The organism is Streptomyces sp. NPDC050988, from assembly GCF_044456225.1.
Classification (GTDB): domain Bacteria; phylum Actinomycetota; class Actinomycetes; order Streptomycetales; family Streptomycetaceae; genus Streptomyces.
Genome location: NZ_JBITFQ010000008.1, coordinates 147,923 through 163,155, shown reverse-complemented (window position 1 = coordinate 163,155; position 15,233 = coordinate 147,923). Strand labels below are relative to the sequence as shown.

Annotated in this window: 15 protein-coding genes and 1 pseudogene; 11 read left to right on the top strand and 5 right to left on the bottom strand. The window is 72.3% G+C overall.

From position 1 onward, the window contains the following. The first annotated feature begins 73 nt into the window (after window positions 1-73). The 3 genes from ACIBEI_RS20015 to ACIBEI_RS20005 all read left to right on the top strand — a co-directional run bounded on the left by ACIBEI_RS20015 (window position 74) and on the right by ACIBEI_RS20005 (window position 2,703). Window positions 74-583: a SigE family RNA polymerase sigma factor gene (locus ACIBEI_RS20015; RefSeq protein ID WP_398890525.1), complete on the top strand. Its 510-nt coding sequence runs from the start codon at window positions 74-76 to the stop codon at window positions 581-583. Beyond that, window positions 573-1,457, top strand: a complete 885-nt coding sequence (locus tag ACIBEI_RS20010) for a L,D-transpeptidase (protein ID WP_398890523.1) — start codon at window positions 573-575, stop codon at window positions 1,455-1,457. Before ACIBEI_RS20015 ends, ACIBEI_RS20010 begins: the two co-directional genes overlap by 11 nt. Before the next feature lie 139 nt (window positions 1,458-1,596). Then, entirely contained in the window at window positions 1,597-2,703 is a 1,107-nt protein-coding gene (locus ACIBEI_RS20005; RefSeq protein WP_398890521.1) for a HoxN/HupN/NixA family nickel/cobalt transporter, read from the top strand. Between the two features lie 54 nt (window positions 2,704-2,757). Here the strand turns inward: ACIBEI_RS20005 and ACIBEI_RS20000 are convergent, their stop codons facing one another. Continuing rightward, a complete protein-coding gene (locus ACIBEI_RS20000; RefSeq protein ID WP_398890519.1) occupies window positions 2,758-3,183 on the bottom strand; it encodes a luciferase family protein in 426 nt (141 codons plus the stop codon). 194 nt (window positions 3,184-3,377) lie between these two features. Here ACIBEI_RS20000 and ACIBEI_RS19995 point away from each other — a divergent pair. From ACIBEI_RS19995 to ACIBEI_RS19975, 5 genes and pseudogenes are all read left to right on the top strand, one after another. Further along, window positions 3,378-3,521 (top strand): annotated as a pseudogene (locus ACIBEI_RS19995) (DUF4440 domain-containing protein); the annotation flags it as partial. A 40-nt stretch (window positions 3,522-3,561) separates the two neighbouring features. Next, window positions 3,562-3,783 carry a SpoIIE family protein phosphatase gene (locus ACIBEI_RS19990; protein WP_398890517.1) on the top strand — a complete coding sequence of 74 codons (222 nt, stop codon included), beginning with the start codon at window positions 3,562-3,564 and terminating at the stop codon, window positions 3,781-3,783. Window positions 3,784-3,948: 165 nt separating this feature from the next. Continuing rightward, complete coding sequence (locus ACIBEI_RS19985; RefSeq protein WP_398890515.1) at window positions 3,949-4,395, top strand: hypothetical protein; 447 nt, start codon at window positions 3,949-3,951, stop codon at window positions 4,393-4,395. A gap of 191 nt (window positions 4,396-4,586) precedes the next feature. Next, on the top strand, window positions 4,587-5,330 hold the full coding sequence (locus ACIBEI_RS19980; protein WP_398890513.1) for a SigE family RNA polymerase sigma factor: 744 nt from the start codon (window positions 4,587-4,589) through the stop codon (window positions 5,328-5,330). A gap of 28 nt (window positions 5,331-5,358) precedes the next feature. Beyond that, window positions 5,359-5,715 carry a hypothetical protein gene (locus ACIBEI_RS19975; protein WP_398890511.1) on the top strand — a complete coding sequence of 119 codons (357 nt, stop codon included), beginning with the start codon at window positions 5,359-5,361 and terminating at the stop codon, window positions 5,713-5,715. 56 nt (window positions 5,716-5,771) lie between these two features. Here the strand turns inward: ACIBEI_RS19975 and ACIBEI_RS19970 are convergent, their stop codons facing one another. The 3 genes from ACIBEI_RS19970 to ACIBEI_RS19960 all read right to left on the bottom strand — a co-directional run bounded on the left by ACIBEI_RS19970 (window position 5,772) and on the right by ACIBEI_RS19960 (window position 8,710). Next, window positions 5,772-6,605 carry a class I SAM-dependent methyltransferase gene (locus tag ACIBEI_RS19970; protein WP_398890509.1) on the bottom strand — a complete coding sequence of 278 codons (834 nt, stop codon included), beginning with the start codon at window positions 6,603-6,605 and terminating at the stop codon, window positions 5,772-5,774. Between the two features lie 78 nt (window positions 6,606-6,683). Continuing rightward, a complete protein-coding gene (locus ACIBEI_RS19965) occupies window positions 6,684-7,736 on the bottom strand; it encodes an ABC transporter substrate-binding protein (RefSeq protein ID WP_398890845.1) in 1,053 nt (350 codons plus the stop codon). 86 nt (window positions 7,737-7,822) lie between these two features. Then, complete coding sequence (locus tag ACIBEI_RS19960) at window positions 7,823-8,710, bottom strand: alpha/beta fold hydrolase (RefSeq protein ID WP_398890507.1); 888 nt, start codon at window positions 8,708-8,710, stop codon at window positions 7,823-7,825. 338 nt (window positions 8,711-9,048) lie between these two features. Here ACIBEI_RS19960 and ACIBEI_RS19955 point away from each other — a divergent pair, with 338 nt between their 5' ends. After that, on the top strand, window positions 9,049-11,226 hold the full coding sequence (locus tag ACIBEI_RS19955; protein ID WP_398890843.1) for a BTAD domain-containing putative transcriptional regulator: 2,178 nt from the start codon (window positions 9,049-9,051) through the stop codon (window positions 11,224-11,226). Between the two features lie 30 nt (window positions 11,227-11,256). Here the strand turns inward: ACIBEI_RS19955 and ACIBEI_RS19950 are convergent, their stop codons facing one another. Further along, window positions 11,257-12,135 carry a hypothetical protein gene (locus ACIBEI_RS19950; protein WP_398890505.1) on the bottom strand — a complete coding sequence of 293 codons (879 nt, stop codon included), beginning with the start codon at window positions 12,133-12,135 and terminating at the stop codon, window positions 11,257-11,259. Window positions 12,136-12,286: 151 nt separating this feature from the next. Here ACIBEI_RS19950 and ACIBEI_RS19945 point away from each other — a divergent pair, with 151 nt between their 5' ends. Together ACIBEI_RS19945 and ACIBEI_RS19940 are read left to right on the top strand one after the other, a co-directional pair. Continuing rightward, entirely contained in the window at window positions 12,287-14,131 is a 1,845-nt protein-coding gene (locus tag ACIBEI_RS19945) for a glycoside hydrolase family 15 protein (RefSeq protein ID WP_398890503.1), read from the top strand. 41 nt (window positions 14,132-14,172) lie between these two features. Continuing rightward, window positions 14,173-15,168, top strand: a complete 996-nt coding sequence (locus tag ACIBEI_RS19940) for an FkbM family methyltransferase (protein ID WP_398890501.1) — start codon at window positions 14,173-14,175, stop codon at window positions 15,166-15,168. Window positions 15,169-15,233 lie beyond the last annotated feature (65 nt).

Here is a 15,233-nt window from a genome sequence, read left to right as displayed (position 1 = left end):
AGCGGCGAGGACAGCGGCTACGACAACTGCGACGACAGCGGCGACGACAGCGGCAGGGGGCGGGGCGGGGGGTATGACCGAGGAGGAGTTCGATGGGTTCTACGCCGCGGCGTTCCCCCGGCTGACCGGGCAGCTCTACGCCTTCACCGGCGACCACGGCGAGGCGCAGGACGTCGTCCAGGAGGCGTTCGTCCGCGCCTGGGACCGGCGGCGGGAGTTCCTCGCCGACGGGGCGCCCGAGGCGTGGATCCGTACGGTCGCGATGCGGCTCGCGGTGAGCCGGTGGCGGCGGGCCCGGCGCTGGCTGGAACTGGTGCGCCGCAATCCGCCGCCCGAGCACACACCCGGTCCCGGGCCCGAACGGACCGCTCTCGTGGGCGCGTTGCGGGAGTTGCCCGAGGCGCAGCGCATGGCTGTCGTTCTGCACCATCTGTGCGACTTGAGTGTCGAGCAGGTAGCCTCCGAGACCGGTGCGCCCGTGGGGACGGTCAAGGCCCGGCTGTCCCGTGGCCGGGCGGCGCTGGCGCGGCGGCTCGGCGAGGCCGACGAACTGGGTGAGAGGGAGGACGACCGTGTCCGATGAGCTCACGCCCGGCGCCACGCCCGGCGCCACGCCTGGATTCGACGGTCTCGACTCCGGCCCCGACGCGGCCCCCGACCTCGGTTCCGGTGGCACCGAACTGGCCACCGCACTGCGCGAGTTGGCCCATGACCACGAGACGCCCGTACCGGTTCCGGGCACGGAGATCCGTCGTCGCGCGGGGCGTCGACGGCGCCGGCGGCAGGTCTCGTTCGCCGCGGCCGGTGCCACGGCCGCCGGGGCTCTCGCGCTGGTCCTGACCGTGGCCCTCACGGGTGGGCGGGACGCCGGAACGACGCCGCCCGCCGCGAGCTACGCCGCGCGCACACCCCCGGCCACCGCCGAGGGCAAGGCCAGTCCGGTGGCGGTCGCCGCCACCGTCGATCTCGGCCGGCGCGAGATGTCCGTCGAGGGGCGGACCCTGCCGATCTCCTCCGGGTCGCTCAAGACACCGACGCCGACCGGCCTGATGACGGTCACCGCCAAGTACCGGGCGGCGACGGTGCCCGGCGACTCCGCGGGCTGGAACGGGTACGACGTCAAGGGGACCTGGGTGATGAGGCTGCGTACCCCCGACGACCGTACGAACTACCTCCTCGCCCTCACCTGGGACGAGAAGGCACCCGGCAACTACGACCGCACCGGCGGTGTGATCGGCCTACGGCTCGACGACGCGATGTGGCTGTACGAGGCGCTGAAGCCGGGATCGGTGGTGGACGTCGTGGGGTCGGCCCCGCAGGAGACGTCCGAAGGTACGGGCACAGGCACGGGCACGAGTACGGATTCGGATTCGGATTCGGGGGCCATGGCGACGACGCCGGCGGGGGCGGGCGCCTTGGAGGCGACTCCGACCGAGCGCGGTCGCACGACCCCCTGAAGCCTGCGGGCTTTCCCTGTTGCCGGTCGTATCCGGGGCAAGACCTGGTCCGCCCTTTACTGCGCATTAGTTGCAGGTGCGGTGGTCGCGCGGTGAGGGTGGGGAGGCGGCTCCACCGGACGTAAGGCAAGGCGAACCCATGACCACCCTCTCCTCCTGGCGTGCCTCCCTGAACCGGGAGGAGTGGGTCCGGGTCGGCGGGATGGCCGCGTTCATCGGGGCGCTGCACGTCATCGGCTGGTTCACGCTCGTCGCGATCGTGGCGCCCGAGCACTACAGCATCGGTACGAAGTCCTTCGGGATCGGCATCGGCGTCACCGCGTACACGCTCGGCATGCGGCACGCCTTCGACGCGGACCACATCGCCGCGATCGACAACACCACCCGCAAGCTGATGGCCGACGGCCAGAGGCCGCTGTCGGTCGGGTTCTGGTTCTCGCTCGGGCACTCCAGCGTCGTGTTCGCGCTCGCGTTCCTGCTGTCGCTGGGCGTGAAGGCGGTCGCCGGGCCGGTACGGGACGACGGCTCCGCCCTGCACAGCGTCACGGGGCTCATCGGCACGACGGTCTCCGGGGTCTTCCTGTATGTCATCGCCGCGGTCAATCTCGTCGTCCTCGCCGGGATCTGGAAGGTCTTCCGGCGCATGCGGCACGGGCACTTCGACGAGGCGGCGCTGGAGGACCAGCTGAACAACCGCGGATTCATGAACAGGCTGCTGGGCCGCGTCATGAAGTCCATCACCAGGCCGTGGCAGATGTACCCGCTGGGGCTGCTCTTCGGGCTCGGCTTCGACACCGCCACGGAGGTCGCGCTGCTGGTGCTCGCCGGATCCGGGGCCGCCTCCGGACTGCCGTGGTACGCGATCCTGTGCCTGCCCGTGCTGTTCGCGGCGGGCATGTCGCTGCTCGACACGGTCGACGGGTCGTTCATGAACTTCGCGTACGGCTGGGCCTTCTCCAAGCCCGTACGGAAGGTCTACTACAACCTCACCGTCACGGGTCTGTCGGTCGCGGTCGCGCTCCTCATCGGGACCGTGGAACTCCTCGGACTGCTCGCCGAACGGTTCTCCCTGCACGGCGTGTTCTGGGACCGGGTGGCCGGCATCGACCTGAACGTCGTCGGGTTCGTGATCGTGGGGCTCTTCGTCGTCACCTGGGCGCTCGCGCTGGTGGTGTGGCGGGTCGGCCGCATCGAGGAGAAGTGGACGGCGGGTCTGCGCACACCGACGGAACAGCCGGCCGAGTAAGAGGCTCTGGCGACCGGGCCGGTCAGCGGGCCGGCCGGTCGGCAGGCGGGCCGGTCAGTGGGCGTGCGGCATGAGGCGGTCCACCATGCGGCGGGCCGCTCCCGGGCGTGGTCCGGGGACCACCGGTGGACGCTCCCAGTCGCACGGTGGTGACGGACGGCGGGGCGTGACCGCGCCGTGCTCCTTCAGCGCGACGCTCACGAGGCCCAGCAGGAGCTGGACGTCGGCGTCGCAGTCGAGGAGCACGGTGATCCAGGAGGCGCCGGGGCGGACCCTGATCGCGCTGGCGTGCGCGAGCTGGGGCAGCAGGCGCTCGACGGCCGTGCGGGTGAGGTAGAGGTCGGCGGAGTCGTCGGAGTGGAAGTGGACGATCTCGTGTCCCGCCGAAGCGAAGGCTTGCCCAACGGTGCACCGGGGCGGGCCACTTACCAGGTTCGGCCAGGTCTCCAGGAGAGCCATGGCGCGATGGGCCGCGGTCATAACCCCATACTCGCGCACGCTTCACCTGAAGGACCACCCCCAGCCACTTGCGACTACTCCCCCCGCATGCCCGGTCACCCGATGATCCGGACCTGGGGCCGAATGAGCCCGGTGTGATGACTTTCCGCGCGGAGCAGTCCTCACCGGAGAAGGCGCCCGCAGAGCAGCGGACCGCAGAGAAACAGGGGACGACGACCGCGGGCGCGGACGTCGCCTTCGCCCACGCCCTGCTGCGCTGCGGCACCCCGGAGGAACTGGCCGCCGCGCCCGGCACCCGCCTCCGCCTCACCCTGGTCGGCGGCGACCGGTTCGAGACCGTACGGCTGCACCACGCATGAGCCGGGCACGCACGAACTGGCCCCCGACGAGCCCCTGTTGATGTTCACGGACGGTCTGGTCGAGCGGCGCGAGGAGGACATCGACGCCTCCCTGGCCCGGCCGGCCGCCCTGCGGCTGCTGCGCCCGGAGGCCGACATCGAACCTTTCCTGGAACAGGTCCTCGACCGCCTCGACGCCCACCGCGCCCAGGACGACGTCGCGGTCCTGGCCGCACGGATTTGCCCCCGGAGAGCACGCCGGCGCTCCGAGCCGGATCGCTGAGCCGGGTGGCTGAAGGGCGAAAAAGATTCTTCCGACCTGCAACCTCGGTGCCGTCGGAACGTCTGTCCGGGTGGAGGCGCCTCCGAGCCAAGGCCTTCGCCACGGGAAACCATCCGTGGCGGTCGCCGCGACAGACCAGTCACCACCGACGATTCGAGGAATCACATGTCTGCAGGTCAGACTCTCCGAAGCAGCCTCCGCCCGGCCCGAGTGCGGCTCGTGCTCGGGGCCACCGCTGCCGCCGCCGTGCTCGCCCTCGGAGGCGCCGTCACCGCCCACGCCGGCAACGACTCCGCGCCCGCTCCCAAGCTCTCGACCGAGAAGGTGCGGACCACCGACGAGTGCGCGGAGCCGGACCCGGTCGACGCGGTGCCGGGTGACAGCGACGCCACCCCGGGCCGCGACGCCAAGGACGCCAAGGACGCCAAGGTCGACTACGGGTTCCACGACGAGGGCCCCATCGACGCGGTGCCCGGCGACGGTGACGAGTGCGCGGAGCCGGCTCCGGGCGACGACCCGGTCGAGGCGGTGCCCGGCGGGTACGACTCCACCCCGGCCCGCGGCGCCAAGGACGTCAGGGTCGAGGGCGAGCTCGCTCCCGCCAAGCGGTGACGTGACGGACGGGAAACGGGCGGCCCAGGGCCGCTGACCGTCTCCGGGCCGCGGGTGGCCCGGGACGAGGTGGAGCCGCCGGGTCCCTGCCCGGCGGCTCCACCGCCCCTCCGGCGCTGCGGTGCTGCGGTGCTGCGGCGCTGCGGTGCTTCGGTGCGGAGGGTGTGAGGACCGACATCTCCGGGAGATCCATGAAGGCAGCGACGATCCTGGCCGCCCCGGCCCAGACCGGCGGTGGGCCGGCGGGCGGGTACAGACCCGTGCGTTTCCCGGCCCGTGCCTGGGCGGACGCGCTGCACCGGGCATGGCGCCTGGTGCGCGGGGTGTCGCAACGGCGCGAGGAGATCCCGGCGGGCCGCCCGCGGCCGGTGCCGGGCGCACCGGCCGCCCACGCCGACCTCGACGGTCCCGACCGGGACGCGCGCGGCATCAACGAGCCCGGTATCGACGAGCCCGGCATCGACGAGCTGTACTCCCACCGCCGTCTGGACCTGGTCCGGCTGGCCCTGCTCCTGGTGGACGACCTGCCCACGGCGGAGGACGTCGTGCAGGACGTCTTCGCGGCGCTCTACCGCCGCCACGGCGAGCGGCTGGCAGGCCTGGACAACCCGGACGCCTATCTGCGGACGAGCGTGGTCAACACCTCGCGCTCGGTGCTGCGCCGCCGCCGCACGGTACGGGCCCACGTACCCGAACGGCAGGGGCACGCCCCGTCGGCGGAAGAACCCGTGCTGCTGCGCGAGGAACACGGAGAAGTGGTCGCCGCCCTGCACCGGCTGACCCGACGACAGCGTGAAGTACTGGTGCTGCGCTACTGGTCCCACCTCAGCGAGGCCCAGATCGCCGATACCCTCGGCCTGTCCCGCGGGGCGGTCAAGTCCACCGCGAGCCGGGCGCTGGCTGCCCTGCGCAGACAGCTGGAGGATCCCCGATGAAGCCCAGAGTGATCCCGGAGGCTCCCCGATGATCGAACAGGACCCCGGTCCCGGCGTCCACCCGGATCCCCTCGAACAACGGCTGCACGACGCCCTGCGGGCCAGGGCCGACTCGGTCGGCCTGTCCGATCTGCGGCCCGCCGCACCGCCGTCCCGGCACGCCCGGTTCCGGCTCCCCGCCGTACGTCCCGTCAGCCGCTCCGCCCTGGCGCTGCTCATGCTGGCCGCCGTGGTGGCCGGCCTGCTGTTCGTGGCGGCGCGCTGGGAACGGGAGACACCGGTCAGGCCCGCGAACGTCCCGTCGGTGTCGCCCACCCCCGACACCACTGACGCGGTGCCCTATTTTCCCGAGGACGACGGGGTCGACGCGGTGCCCGGCCCCTGACCGCCGCCGAGGCCGGGTAGGGCGGCGGTCGCCGACCGCCCCGCGCCGCCGCGGTGTCACTCCGCCGCGAACCGGAACAGGTTGAAGCGGTACGCCTCGATGTCCCGGCGGCGGATCGTGGCCATGACCCGGAGCAGGGCACGGTAGGGCAGGGAGAGCCGGTGCGAGACCTCGGCCGGCAGGTGGGCCAGGGTGCGGGAGTCCGTCAGGACGAGACCGGGCTGCCAGTGTTCGAGGGCGCCGGGTTCGTCGCAGCTCCAGCGCATCCGGGCCGCCACCTTGGCGAGTACGTCGTGGCTGTCCTGGGTGTCGACCATGCGGGATGCCGCGGTCTCCAGAGCGAGGTGGGCCCCGGGCAGCCGCTCGGCGATCTGCCGGAAGACCGAACGGACCAGCTCCTCCTCCAGATAGATCAACACCGCCTCGGCGGCCAGGAAGTACGGTCCGGGGCTGCTGCGCCGCACCTCCTCCATCCACTCCGGGTCGGTGACCGAGGCGGCGATCATGCGCCGGCGGTCCGTGTCCTCGAAGAAGCCCCGCCGCAGCGCGATCACATCGGGCAGGTCGAGGTCGAACCAGTGGACCGTGCCGTTGTCGAGCCGCTCGAACCGGGTGTTGAGGCCCGTGCCGATCTCCACGACCGTGCCCGAGGGATGCCGCTCCAGGAAGTCCCGTACCCACAGGTCGAAGAGCAGCGTGCGAAGGTTCGCCCCGAGCAGGCTCTTCGCGCCGTCGAAACGGGAGAAGTCGTAGTCCAGGGCCTCGACCATCTCCACGGCCCGCGGATCCCTGAGCATGCCGCGCGGTTTACGCGTCTCGACCGCCCGTGCGTAGAGGGGGATGAGCAACGTCTCCTGGACGTCACCGAGTCGGGGCGTGCGCTTGTCCATGACCGGCTGCTCCCTTCCTGCGGAGTTCTGCAGAGATCCACGGAGTACTGAGGAGTACTGCGACGTGCTGCGGCGTGCTTACGTGTCCAGCCGCTTCGACTTCTTCACCGCCGCGGCGAGCCGTTCGATCACCGGGGCGAACCCGGCGTAGCTGAACCGCTCCTCCATCGACCACGGCGTGGTCTGTGCCGCCTTCACGGCGGGCAGCTGCCGCCAAGTGGGCTTCTTGGCCAGATCCTTGGGCGGGAGGGCGGTGGAGCGGTTGTCGATCATGATGAGGTCGGCGTGGTGCCTGTCGGCGTTCTCCCAGCTGAGGAACTCCCAGAAGCCCCACTCGTCGGACTTCTTCCCCTCGACGAACTCCACGCCCAGGTCCTTGAAGTAGTTGAGATCGCTGTACGAGTCGGGGACGGCCACGTACATCTGGTCGGCGTCCCCCGTCATCGCCATGACCTTCAGCCCGCCGCTCGCCCCGGCGGCCTCGCGGAGGGTCTCGGAGGCCTTGTCGAAACGGGCCTTCGCGTCGGTGACCTTCTTGGCGCCCAGGTCGGCGCCGAGGGACTCGGCGAGTTCGGCGGTCCGGCGCAGCGGGTCGAGGAGCGAGGTCCGGGCGATGCTGATGCCGACGGAGGGCGCGAGGGCCTCTATCTTCTTCCGGCTCTCCTCGGGGACGAACCAGAGGTCGGGGCCCGGGAACATGTTGCTGATCAGGAGGTCGGGTTCGAGGGCCGCGTACTTCTCGACGTTGAACTGGCCCCATGCGGTGCCGAGGCTGGTCAGTTTCGACACGTCCAGGTCGCCGGCCTGGGGATTGGGCTCCCCGTCGACCGGCTCGGTGGGGCCGAAGACGCCCTTGCACTCGATGCCGTAGTCGTGGAGCGCCGCGGCCGCGCTCACGAACGCGACGAGCGTCTTCGGCTCGCTGTCCGTCTCGACCTTCCGCCCGCGGTCGTCCTTGAAGGACCAGGGACCGCCGCCCGCCGGGTCCCCGGCCGACCGCGCGGACTCGTCGCCGGACTCGCCGTCGTCGTTGCCGTCACCGCAGGCGGCGAGCAGGGGGCCGAGGGCGAGGGCGCCGCCGGCCGCGAGCAGGCGCCGACGGGAGACACGGTTCGGGCCGGAGGCTGGCATCATTAGGGCAGGCTAACCTAACCCGCGTTCGGTCGACAGCCCCCGTGTCCACCGCGGCGGCGGCCCTCGCGGAGGCGCGCCCGATCTCACCGGGTCAGCAGGTCCCGTACGGCCTTGACCACCTCGTCGGGAGCCTCCTCCGCCATGAAGTGGCCGCAGGAGACGGTCGTATGACGCAGGTCGGGTGCCCACGCGGACCACAGGGCGGCGGCGTCGAAACCGAGGGCGGTTCCCCAGTCCTGCTGGAGGACCGTCACCGGCATCCGCAGACGGCGGCCGGCCTCGCGGTCGGCCCGGTCGTGCGTGACGTCGATCCCGGCGGAGGCGCGGTAGTCGGCGACGATGGAGGGGACGGCCGCGCGGGACGCCGCCAGGTAGGCGGCGCGGATCTCGGGCGGCACGGCCGCCGGGTCGCGCGTCCAGATGTCGAGGAAGTGGCCGAAGAAGGCGTCGGGGCTCGCGCCGATCAACTGCTCGGGCAGGCCCGGAGGTTGGGCCATGAGGTAGAGGTGGAAGCCGACCGCGGCCGACGTTCCGCGCATCACCTCCCACATGTCGAGCGTCGGCAGGACGTCCAGCGAGGCCAGGTGGGTGACCTTGTCCGGGTGGTCGAGACCGGCCCGGATCGCCACGAGGGCGCCACGGTCGTGGCCGACCAGGGCGAAGCGCTCGTGCCCCAGCGCCTTGGCCAGCGCGATCACGTCGGCGGCCATGGTGCGCTTCGAGTACGTCGTTCCGTCGTGGTCGGCGGGTTTGTCGCTGGCTCCGTAGCCGCGGAGGTCCGGGCAGATGACGGTGTGCTCCGTCGCGAGTTCGGGCGCCACGTGGCGCCACATCAGGTGGGTCTGGGGGAAGCCGTGCAGGAGGATCACGGGGGTGCCGGTGCCGCCTATGGCGGTGTTGAGGGTGATGTCGTGGGTGACGGGGATGCGGTGTTCGGCGAAGCGGGGGATTGCCGGGGGCGTGTGGGACATGGGGGCCTTTCGGGGTGTGTGTTGGCTGCGGGTGGGTGGGGGCTGGTCGCGCAGTTCCCCGCGCCCCTGGGGGGTGGGGGTTGGTGTGGTGTGTTGGGTGCGGGCTCGTTTGGGTTGAGCGCGCCGTTCCCCGCGCCCCTGGGTGGGTGGGGTGGGCCGGGGGTGTTGGGGTCGGGTTCGTATGGGCTGGGTGCGCGGTTCCTCGCGCCCCTGGTGGGGCGCGGGTGGGGGCGGACTTTTGAGTCTGGTGGGGGTGAATCAGCGGGCGATCAGTGGCCGGGTGGGGGGCGTACCGTGGCCTGGGGATACTTGGGGAGTAGAGGTCGGCGGTCGGGATGGTGCGGGTCGTGTTCGGGGTGCTCGGGCCTACGGTCGCCGCCGTTGAAGGCGGGGTGCCGCTCGCGTTGAAGGGGCCGCGGCACCGGGCCGTGCTGGCGCGGCTGATCGTGGCCCGCCGTCGGGTCGTGCCCGTGGCCCGGCTGGTCGAGGACCTGTGGGCCGATCCGCCGCCCGGTGCCGTGGGAGCCGTCCAGACGTTCGTGGCCGCGCTGCGCCGCGTACTGGAGCCGGAGCGTCCGCCGCGGGCACCCGCCCGGCTGCTGGTCACCGACGGGCCCGGATACGCGCTGCGGACCGAGCCGGACACGGTGGACGCGTGGCGCTTCGAGACGGCCCTCGCCACCGCGGCCGGCCTGCCCGCCCCGGGGGCCCTCGCCACCCTGGAGGAGGCACTCGGATGGTGGCGGGGCCCCGCCTACGCCGAGTTCGCGGACGAGGACTGGTCCCGCGGCGAACGCGCCCGCCTCGCCGAACTCCGCCTCCAGGCCGTGGAACGGCGCGCCGAGGCCCACCTAGCCCTCGGCCGCCCCGCCGACGCGGTCCCCGACCTCGACGCCCACCTCACCGACCACCCCTGGCGCGAGGACGCCTGGCGCCTGCTGGCCCTGGCCCTCTACCGCCAACACCGCCAGGGCGACGCCCTCGCCGTACTCCGCCGAGCCAGAGAGGTCCTGACCGGCCAACTGGGCCTGGACCCGGGCCAGGCCCTGCGCCACCTGGAATCGGCCATCCTCACCCAGGCCCCGGCACTGGACCTACGCCCCGGCGGGGCCCCGCAGCATGACCCCGCCCAGCCCCACCCACCCAGGGACGCGAGGAACCGCGCACCCAGCCCATACGAGCCCGATCCCAACACCCCCGGCCCACCTCACCCACCCAGGGGCGCGAGGAACCGCGCACCCAGCCCATACGAGCCCGATCCCAACACCCCCGGCCCACCTCACCCACCCAGGGGCGCGAGGAACCGCGCACCCAGCCCAAACCAACCCCCACCCAACACCCCACCCACAACACCAGCCGACCTATGGACAAGAGCCGCCAAGGCCTACAACCGCACAGTCGCCGAAGGCACCCGCGCCCGCCTCGAATCCACCGTCGGCCTGATCAGGAACCTCGCGGTCACAGGCGGCGAAGGCCTGGCGGAAGCCCGCCGCCACCGCACGGCGGCGATCACCGCGGCCGAGGAGTTCGCGGACCCGGAACTGACGGCCCGGGTCATCGGCGCGTACGACGTCCCGGCGATCTGGACCCGCGCCGACGACCCGGCGGCGGCCGAGCACATCGTCGCCGTGGCGGAACGCACGCTCACCGAGCTGCCGACGGGCACGCACGACACGGCCCGCTGCCGCCTGCTCGCCACCATCGCCCTGGAGACCCGCGGAGCAACCGGCCCGCGCGGCCCCGAGGCGGCCCGCGAGGCCGAGGCGCTCGCCCGCCGCCTCGACGACCCCGCGCTGCTGGCATTCGCCCTCAACGGCACGTTCATGCAGTCCTTCACCCGGGCCGGCCTCGCGCCACAACGGGACGCGATCGGCGCGGAACTCGTCGAACTGGCCGTACGCCACGGCCTGGTGATCTACGAGGTCCTCGGCCACCTCATCCGCCTCCAGGCCCGCGCCGCCCTCGCCGACTTCGCCGCCGCGGACACCCACGCGGCCACCGCGGACCGCCTCGCCGAACGCCACGAACTGCCACTGGTGGGCGTCTTCACCGACTGGTACGGAGCCCTGCGGCTCAGCGCGACGGGACAGCCGGCCCGGGCCGAGACCGCCTGCCGTGCCGCCGCGGCCCGCCTCGACGGCGCCGGCATGCCCGGCCTGGAACGCGGCCTCCTCCCCCTCGCGCTCCTCTGCCTGCGCCTGACCCACGGGCTGCCGCCGGACCCGGACCCCCGGGCGGACTGGGGCCCCCACCGCCCCTGGGCCGAGCCGTTCACCCTGATCGCCGAGGGCCGTCACACCGAGGCCCGCACCGCCCTGCGCGCCCTTCCGGAGCCTCCACATGACCTCCTGTACGAGGCCTACTGCGCCCTGGAGGCCGAAGCCGCACTCCGTCTCGACGACCGGCCCGTACTGGAACACGCCCGCACCCGCCTGCGCCCGGCCGCCGCCGAACTCGCGGGCGCGGGCAGCGGACTGCTCACCCTGGGACCGGTCGAGCGCTACCTCGCCGACTAGGGACGACGACCGCCGAGCAGGCCCGAAGGCTCAGCCCTCCGCGTCAGCCTCCGCGTCGGCGTCCTCGTTCGCCGGACGAGCCGCCGGCTTCTTTCCGGCGAGTACGTCCTGGAGGCGCTGCGTGCCGAGCTGGGCCGCCTGCCGGGTGGAGTTGGCGGAGACGCCGTCGAGGCCGCCGTTGGTGAGGGAGAGGGCGCTGTCGCCGACCCGTACGGCGGCGAAGTCCAGGGTGAGTACGGCGGACGAGCCGCCCGACTCGCCGTACACCTTCATGCGCAGGCTCTCGCGGGCCTCGCCCACGCCGGGCAGGGGCGTGGCGGTGACCAGGACGGTCAGCTCCCCGCCCCTGACGTCCGCGGCCGTGAACTGGCCGCACTTGCCCGGCACCTCCTTCAGCCAGGCCAGCGACGCGTCCAGCGCCGCCCGGTCGTACGCCCCGACCTGGTAGCGCACCTGCGCCCCGTCGTCGGTGTCGTCCAGGCCCCTGACCGCGCGGGCCCCGGCCGGTTCGCCCAGCAGGTCCTCCGCGTACAGGCCGTCGAGCAGCCGCTGGCAGTCGGGGATGTCCGTCCTGCCCTTGAGCAGCGCGTCCCGCCAGGTCGCCCCACCCTGGGTCGGCTTCCAGCCCTTGCCCAGGTCCTTGTTGGAGATCAGCGCCGACTTCACCTGCGCCTCGGTGAGCGTGGGGGCGACCGTGACCGAGGGGGACGGCGACGGGACCTGTCCGGCCACGGGCGAGGCGGAGACCGCCGCGGCGGCCTTCGGCGCAGCCCCGGAACCGGCGCCCTCGACGGCCGAACACCCTGCCGTCGTCAGCAGCGAGGCCGCCGCCAGGGCGGGGGCTAGTGCGAGGACCGTACGACGTCGGGAGAGGCGGAGCGGGCGGAGTGGGCCGGGCGGACGGGTCATCGCGGAATGCCTCCTACGGCTCCTGCGGGCGAGAGATCTCCACCTCACCGCACCACCCGCCGCCACCGCCCACCAGCGCACCGGTCCGACCGGGTGAGGCATTCCGCCCGTTCGAGATGCCTCCGTCCCCCGCCGCGCGGACACTTGCACCATGCCGGGAAGGATCGAGGACTACGCCCTCGTCGGAGACCTGCTCACCGCCGCCCTCGTCGGGCGCGACGGCAGCCTCGACTGGCTGTGCCTGCCGCGCTTCGACTCGCCCGCCTGCTTCGCCGCGCTGCTGGGCGACGAGAACAACGGCCGATGGCTGATCGCCCCGGTGGGCGCGGACACCGACGAAGGGGTGACGGTCCGCCGTCGCTACCGCGGCGATTCCCTCGTCCTGGAGACCGAGTGGGAGACCGCCACCGGCCGGGCCACCGTCGTCGACTTCATGCCGCGCCGCGACGGCGCTCCCAGCGTTGTACGCATCGTCGAGGGCCACTCCGGCACGGTCGACCTGCACATGGATCTGCGGCTGCGCTTCGAGTACGGCAGCGTCGTGCCCTGGATGCACCGCGTGGACGGGCAGCTGACGGGCATCGCGGGCCCCGAGTCGGTGTGGCTGACCACGCCCGTCGGGCTGACCGGGCGGGGCGAGGCCCACACCGCCGACTTTACGGTCACCGCGGGCGAACGGATCCCCTCCGTCCTGACCTGGCAGCCCTCCCACCTGCCCGCTCCCGACCCGGTGGACCCCTTCGACGCGCTGAGCCGCACCGAGGAGTACTGGAAGCAGTGGCTGCGCCCCTTCTCGTACGACGGCACCTACCGTGACGCGGTCGTCCGTTCCCTCATCACCCTCAAGGCCCTCACCTACGAGCCGACCGGCGGCATCGTCGCCGCCCCCACCACCTCCCTCCCCGAACAGCCCGGCGGCGTCCGCAACTGGGACTACCGCTACTGCTGGCTGCGTGACGCCGGAATGACCCTGGAGGCCCTGCTGCGCAGCGGCTTCACCACCGAGGCACAGGCCTGGCGCGGCTGGCTGGAACGGGCGGTGGCGGGCCGGCCCAAGGACATCCAGATCATGTACGGCATCGGCGGCGAACGCAGGCTGACCGAGTGGACGGCCGACTGGCTCCCCGGGTACGAGAACTCCCGCCCGGTACGGATCGGCAACGGCGCCGCGGCCCAGCAACAGCTCGACGTACCGGGCGAGTTGATGGAGACCCTCTCCCTCACCGTGCGCTCCGGACTGCGTCCCGAACGGCATCTCCTCTCGCTCCAGCAGGCGCTGCTCGACCATCTGGAGGAGGTGTGGACCCGCCCCGACCAGGGCCTGTGGGAGACGCGCGGCGAACCGCGCCACCACGTCCACTCCAAGATCATGTGCTGGGTGGCCTTCGACCGGGCGGTCCGCTTGGCCGAGGAGCACGGGCGCCCGGGGCCGGTCGCGCACTGGCGCGAGGTCCGGGACCGTATCCACCGGGAGGTCTGCGAGCGGGGCTACGACCCGGCCCGCGCCACCTTCACTCAGTCCTACGGCTCCCGCGCGCTCGACGCCGCGCTGCTGCTCATCCCGGGGACCGGCTTCCTGCCGCCGGACGACCCGCGCGTGATCGGTACGGTCGCCGCCGTCGAACGCGAACTCACGACCGATGACGGCCTGGTCCGCCGCTACTCGACGGGTGCCGCGGGTGCCGCGGGAGCCACGGGCACGGGCGGGGCGGCGGCCCCCGACGGCCTCACCGGCGGGGAAGGTGCTTTCCTCGCCTGCTCCTTCTGGCTGGCGGACGCCCTGCTCCTGACCGGCCGCGAGGACGACGCCCGCCGCCTCTTCGAGCGCCTTCTGCTCCTGCGCAACGACCTCGGTCTCCTGGCCGAGGAGTACGACCCCCTCGCCCGCCGCCAGCTGGGCAATTTCCCCCAGGCGTTCACGCACGTTCCGCTGATCCGCGTGGCGTACGAACTGGACGGGCACGCGACCCGTCACGCACGAAAACTTGTTCCGTAAAGTACCGGTGAATCCTGGGCCTCTTCTGCGAGGCTGGCGGGATGCAGACCCTTTACAGAAGACTGCTCACGTTCCTTCCCCGTATAGGTGTGAAGGTGCTCGATCTCGGCCCAGGCGCCGCCGTCGTGTTCCGGCGGGGTGACCGGACCGGCGTCCCTGTGGGACAGGACGCCCATCTGGTGGCCCAGGGGAAGGGGCGGTACGCCGTCACCTCCGTGGGTTCCGATACGTGGCTGGTGGGGCGCGGTGCCAAGGGGCGGAAGGCGACGAGCGTCCCCTTCGGTGCCACCGGAGCGCGGCTCCTCCTCGACCAGGCCGTCTCGGCCGAAGCGGAACGGGAGTTCCAGCTCGAGGCCGCCCACTATCTCGGCGCCCAGCACGTGGCCGCGCTGCTGGAGCTGAACCGCGTGAACTGCGTGTTCGACGTGGGGGCCAATATCGGGCAGTACGGGAAGGGGCTCAGGCGGTTCGGCTACAAGGGGCGCATCGTCTCCTTCGAGCCGGTCTCCGTCACCTTCGAGAAGCTGCGGCAGGCCGCCGAGAACGATCCCGACTGGCAGGTCTACAACTTCGCGCTCGGGCGTGAGGAGGCCGTGCAGTCCATCCACATCGACTGGAAGTCCATGAACTCCCTGCTGCCGCCGAGCGAGTACGGCAAGGAGCGGTACAAGCGGTTCGCCAAGGGGCGTACCGAGGAGATCGAGATCCGGCGGCTCGACGACGTGATGCAGAAGGCGTTGGAGGGGATCGAGGACCCCCGGCCGTATCTGAAGATGGACACGCAGGGCTTCGACATGGAGGTGTTCGCCGGGGCGGGGGACCGGATCTCCGAGTTCGTGGGGATGCAGTCCGAGGTCGCCGCGCTGCGGTTGTACGAGGGGAGCCCCTTGATGGGGGAGGCCATCGCCGCGTACGAGGCCGCGGGGTTCGGTGTCACCGGGATGTACCCCGTCACTCGGGAGCCTGCCACCGGGCGTGTTGTGGAGTTCGACTGCGTGATGGTCCGGCCTGGGGCAAGTGGGGTCGCTGCGGGTTGAGTTGGGCTGGTCGCGCAGTTCCCCGCGCCCCTAGGGGGTGGGGGTTCCGCTTGGTCGTTGGCAGC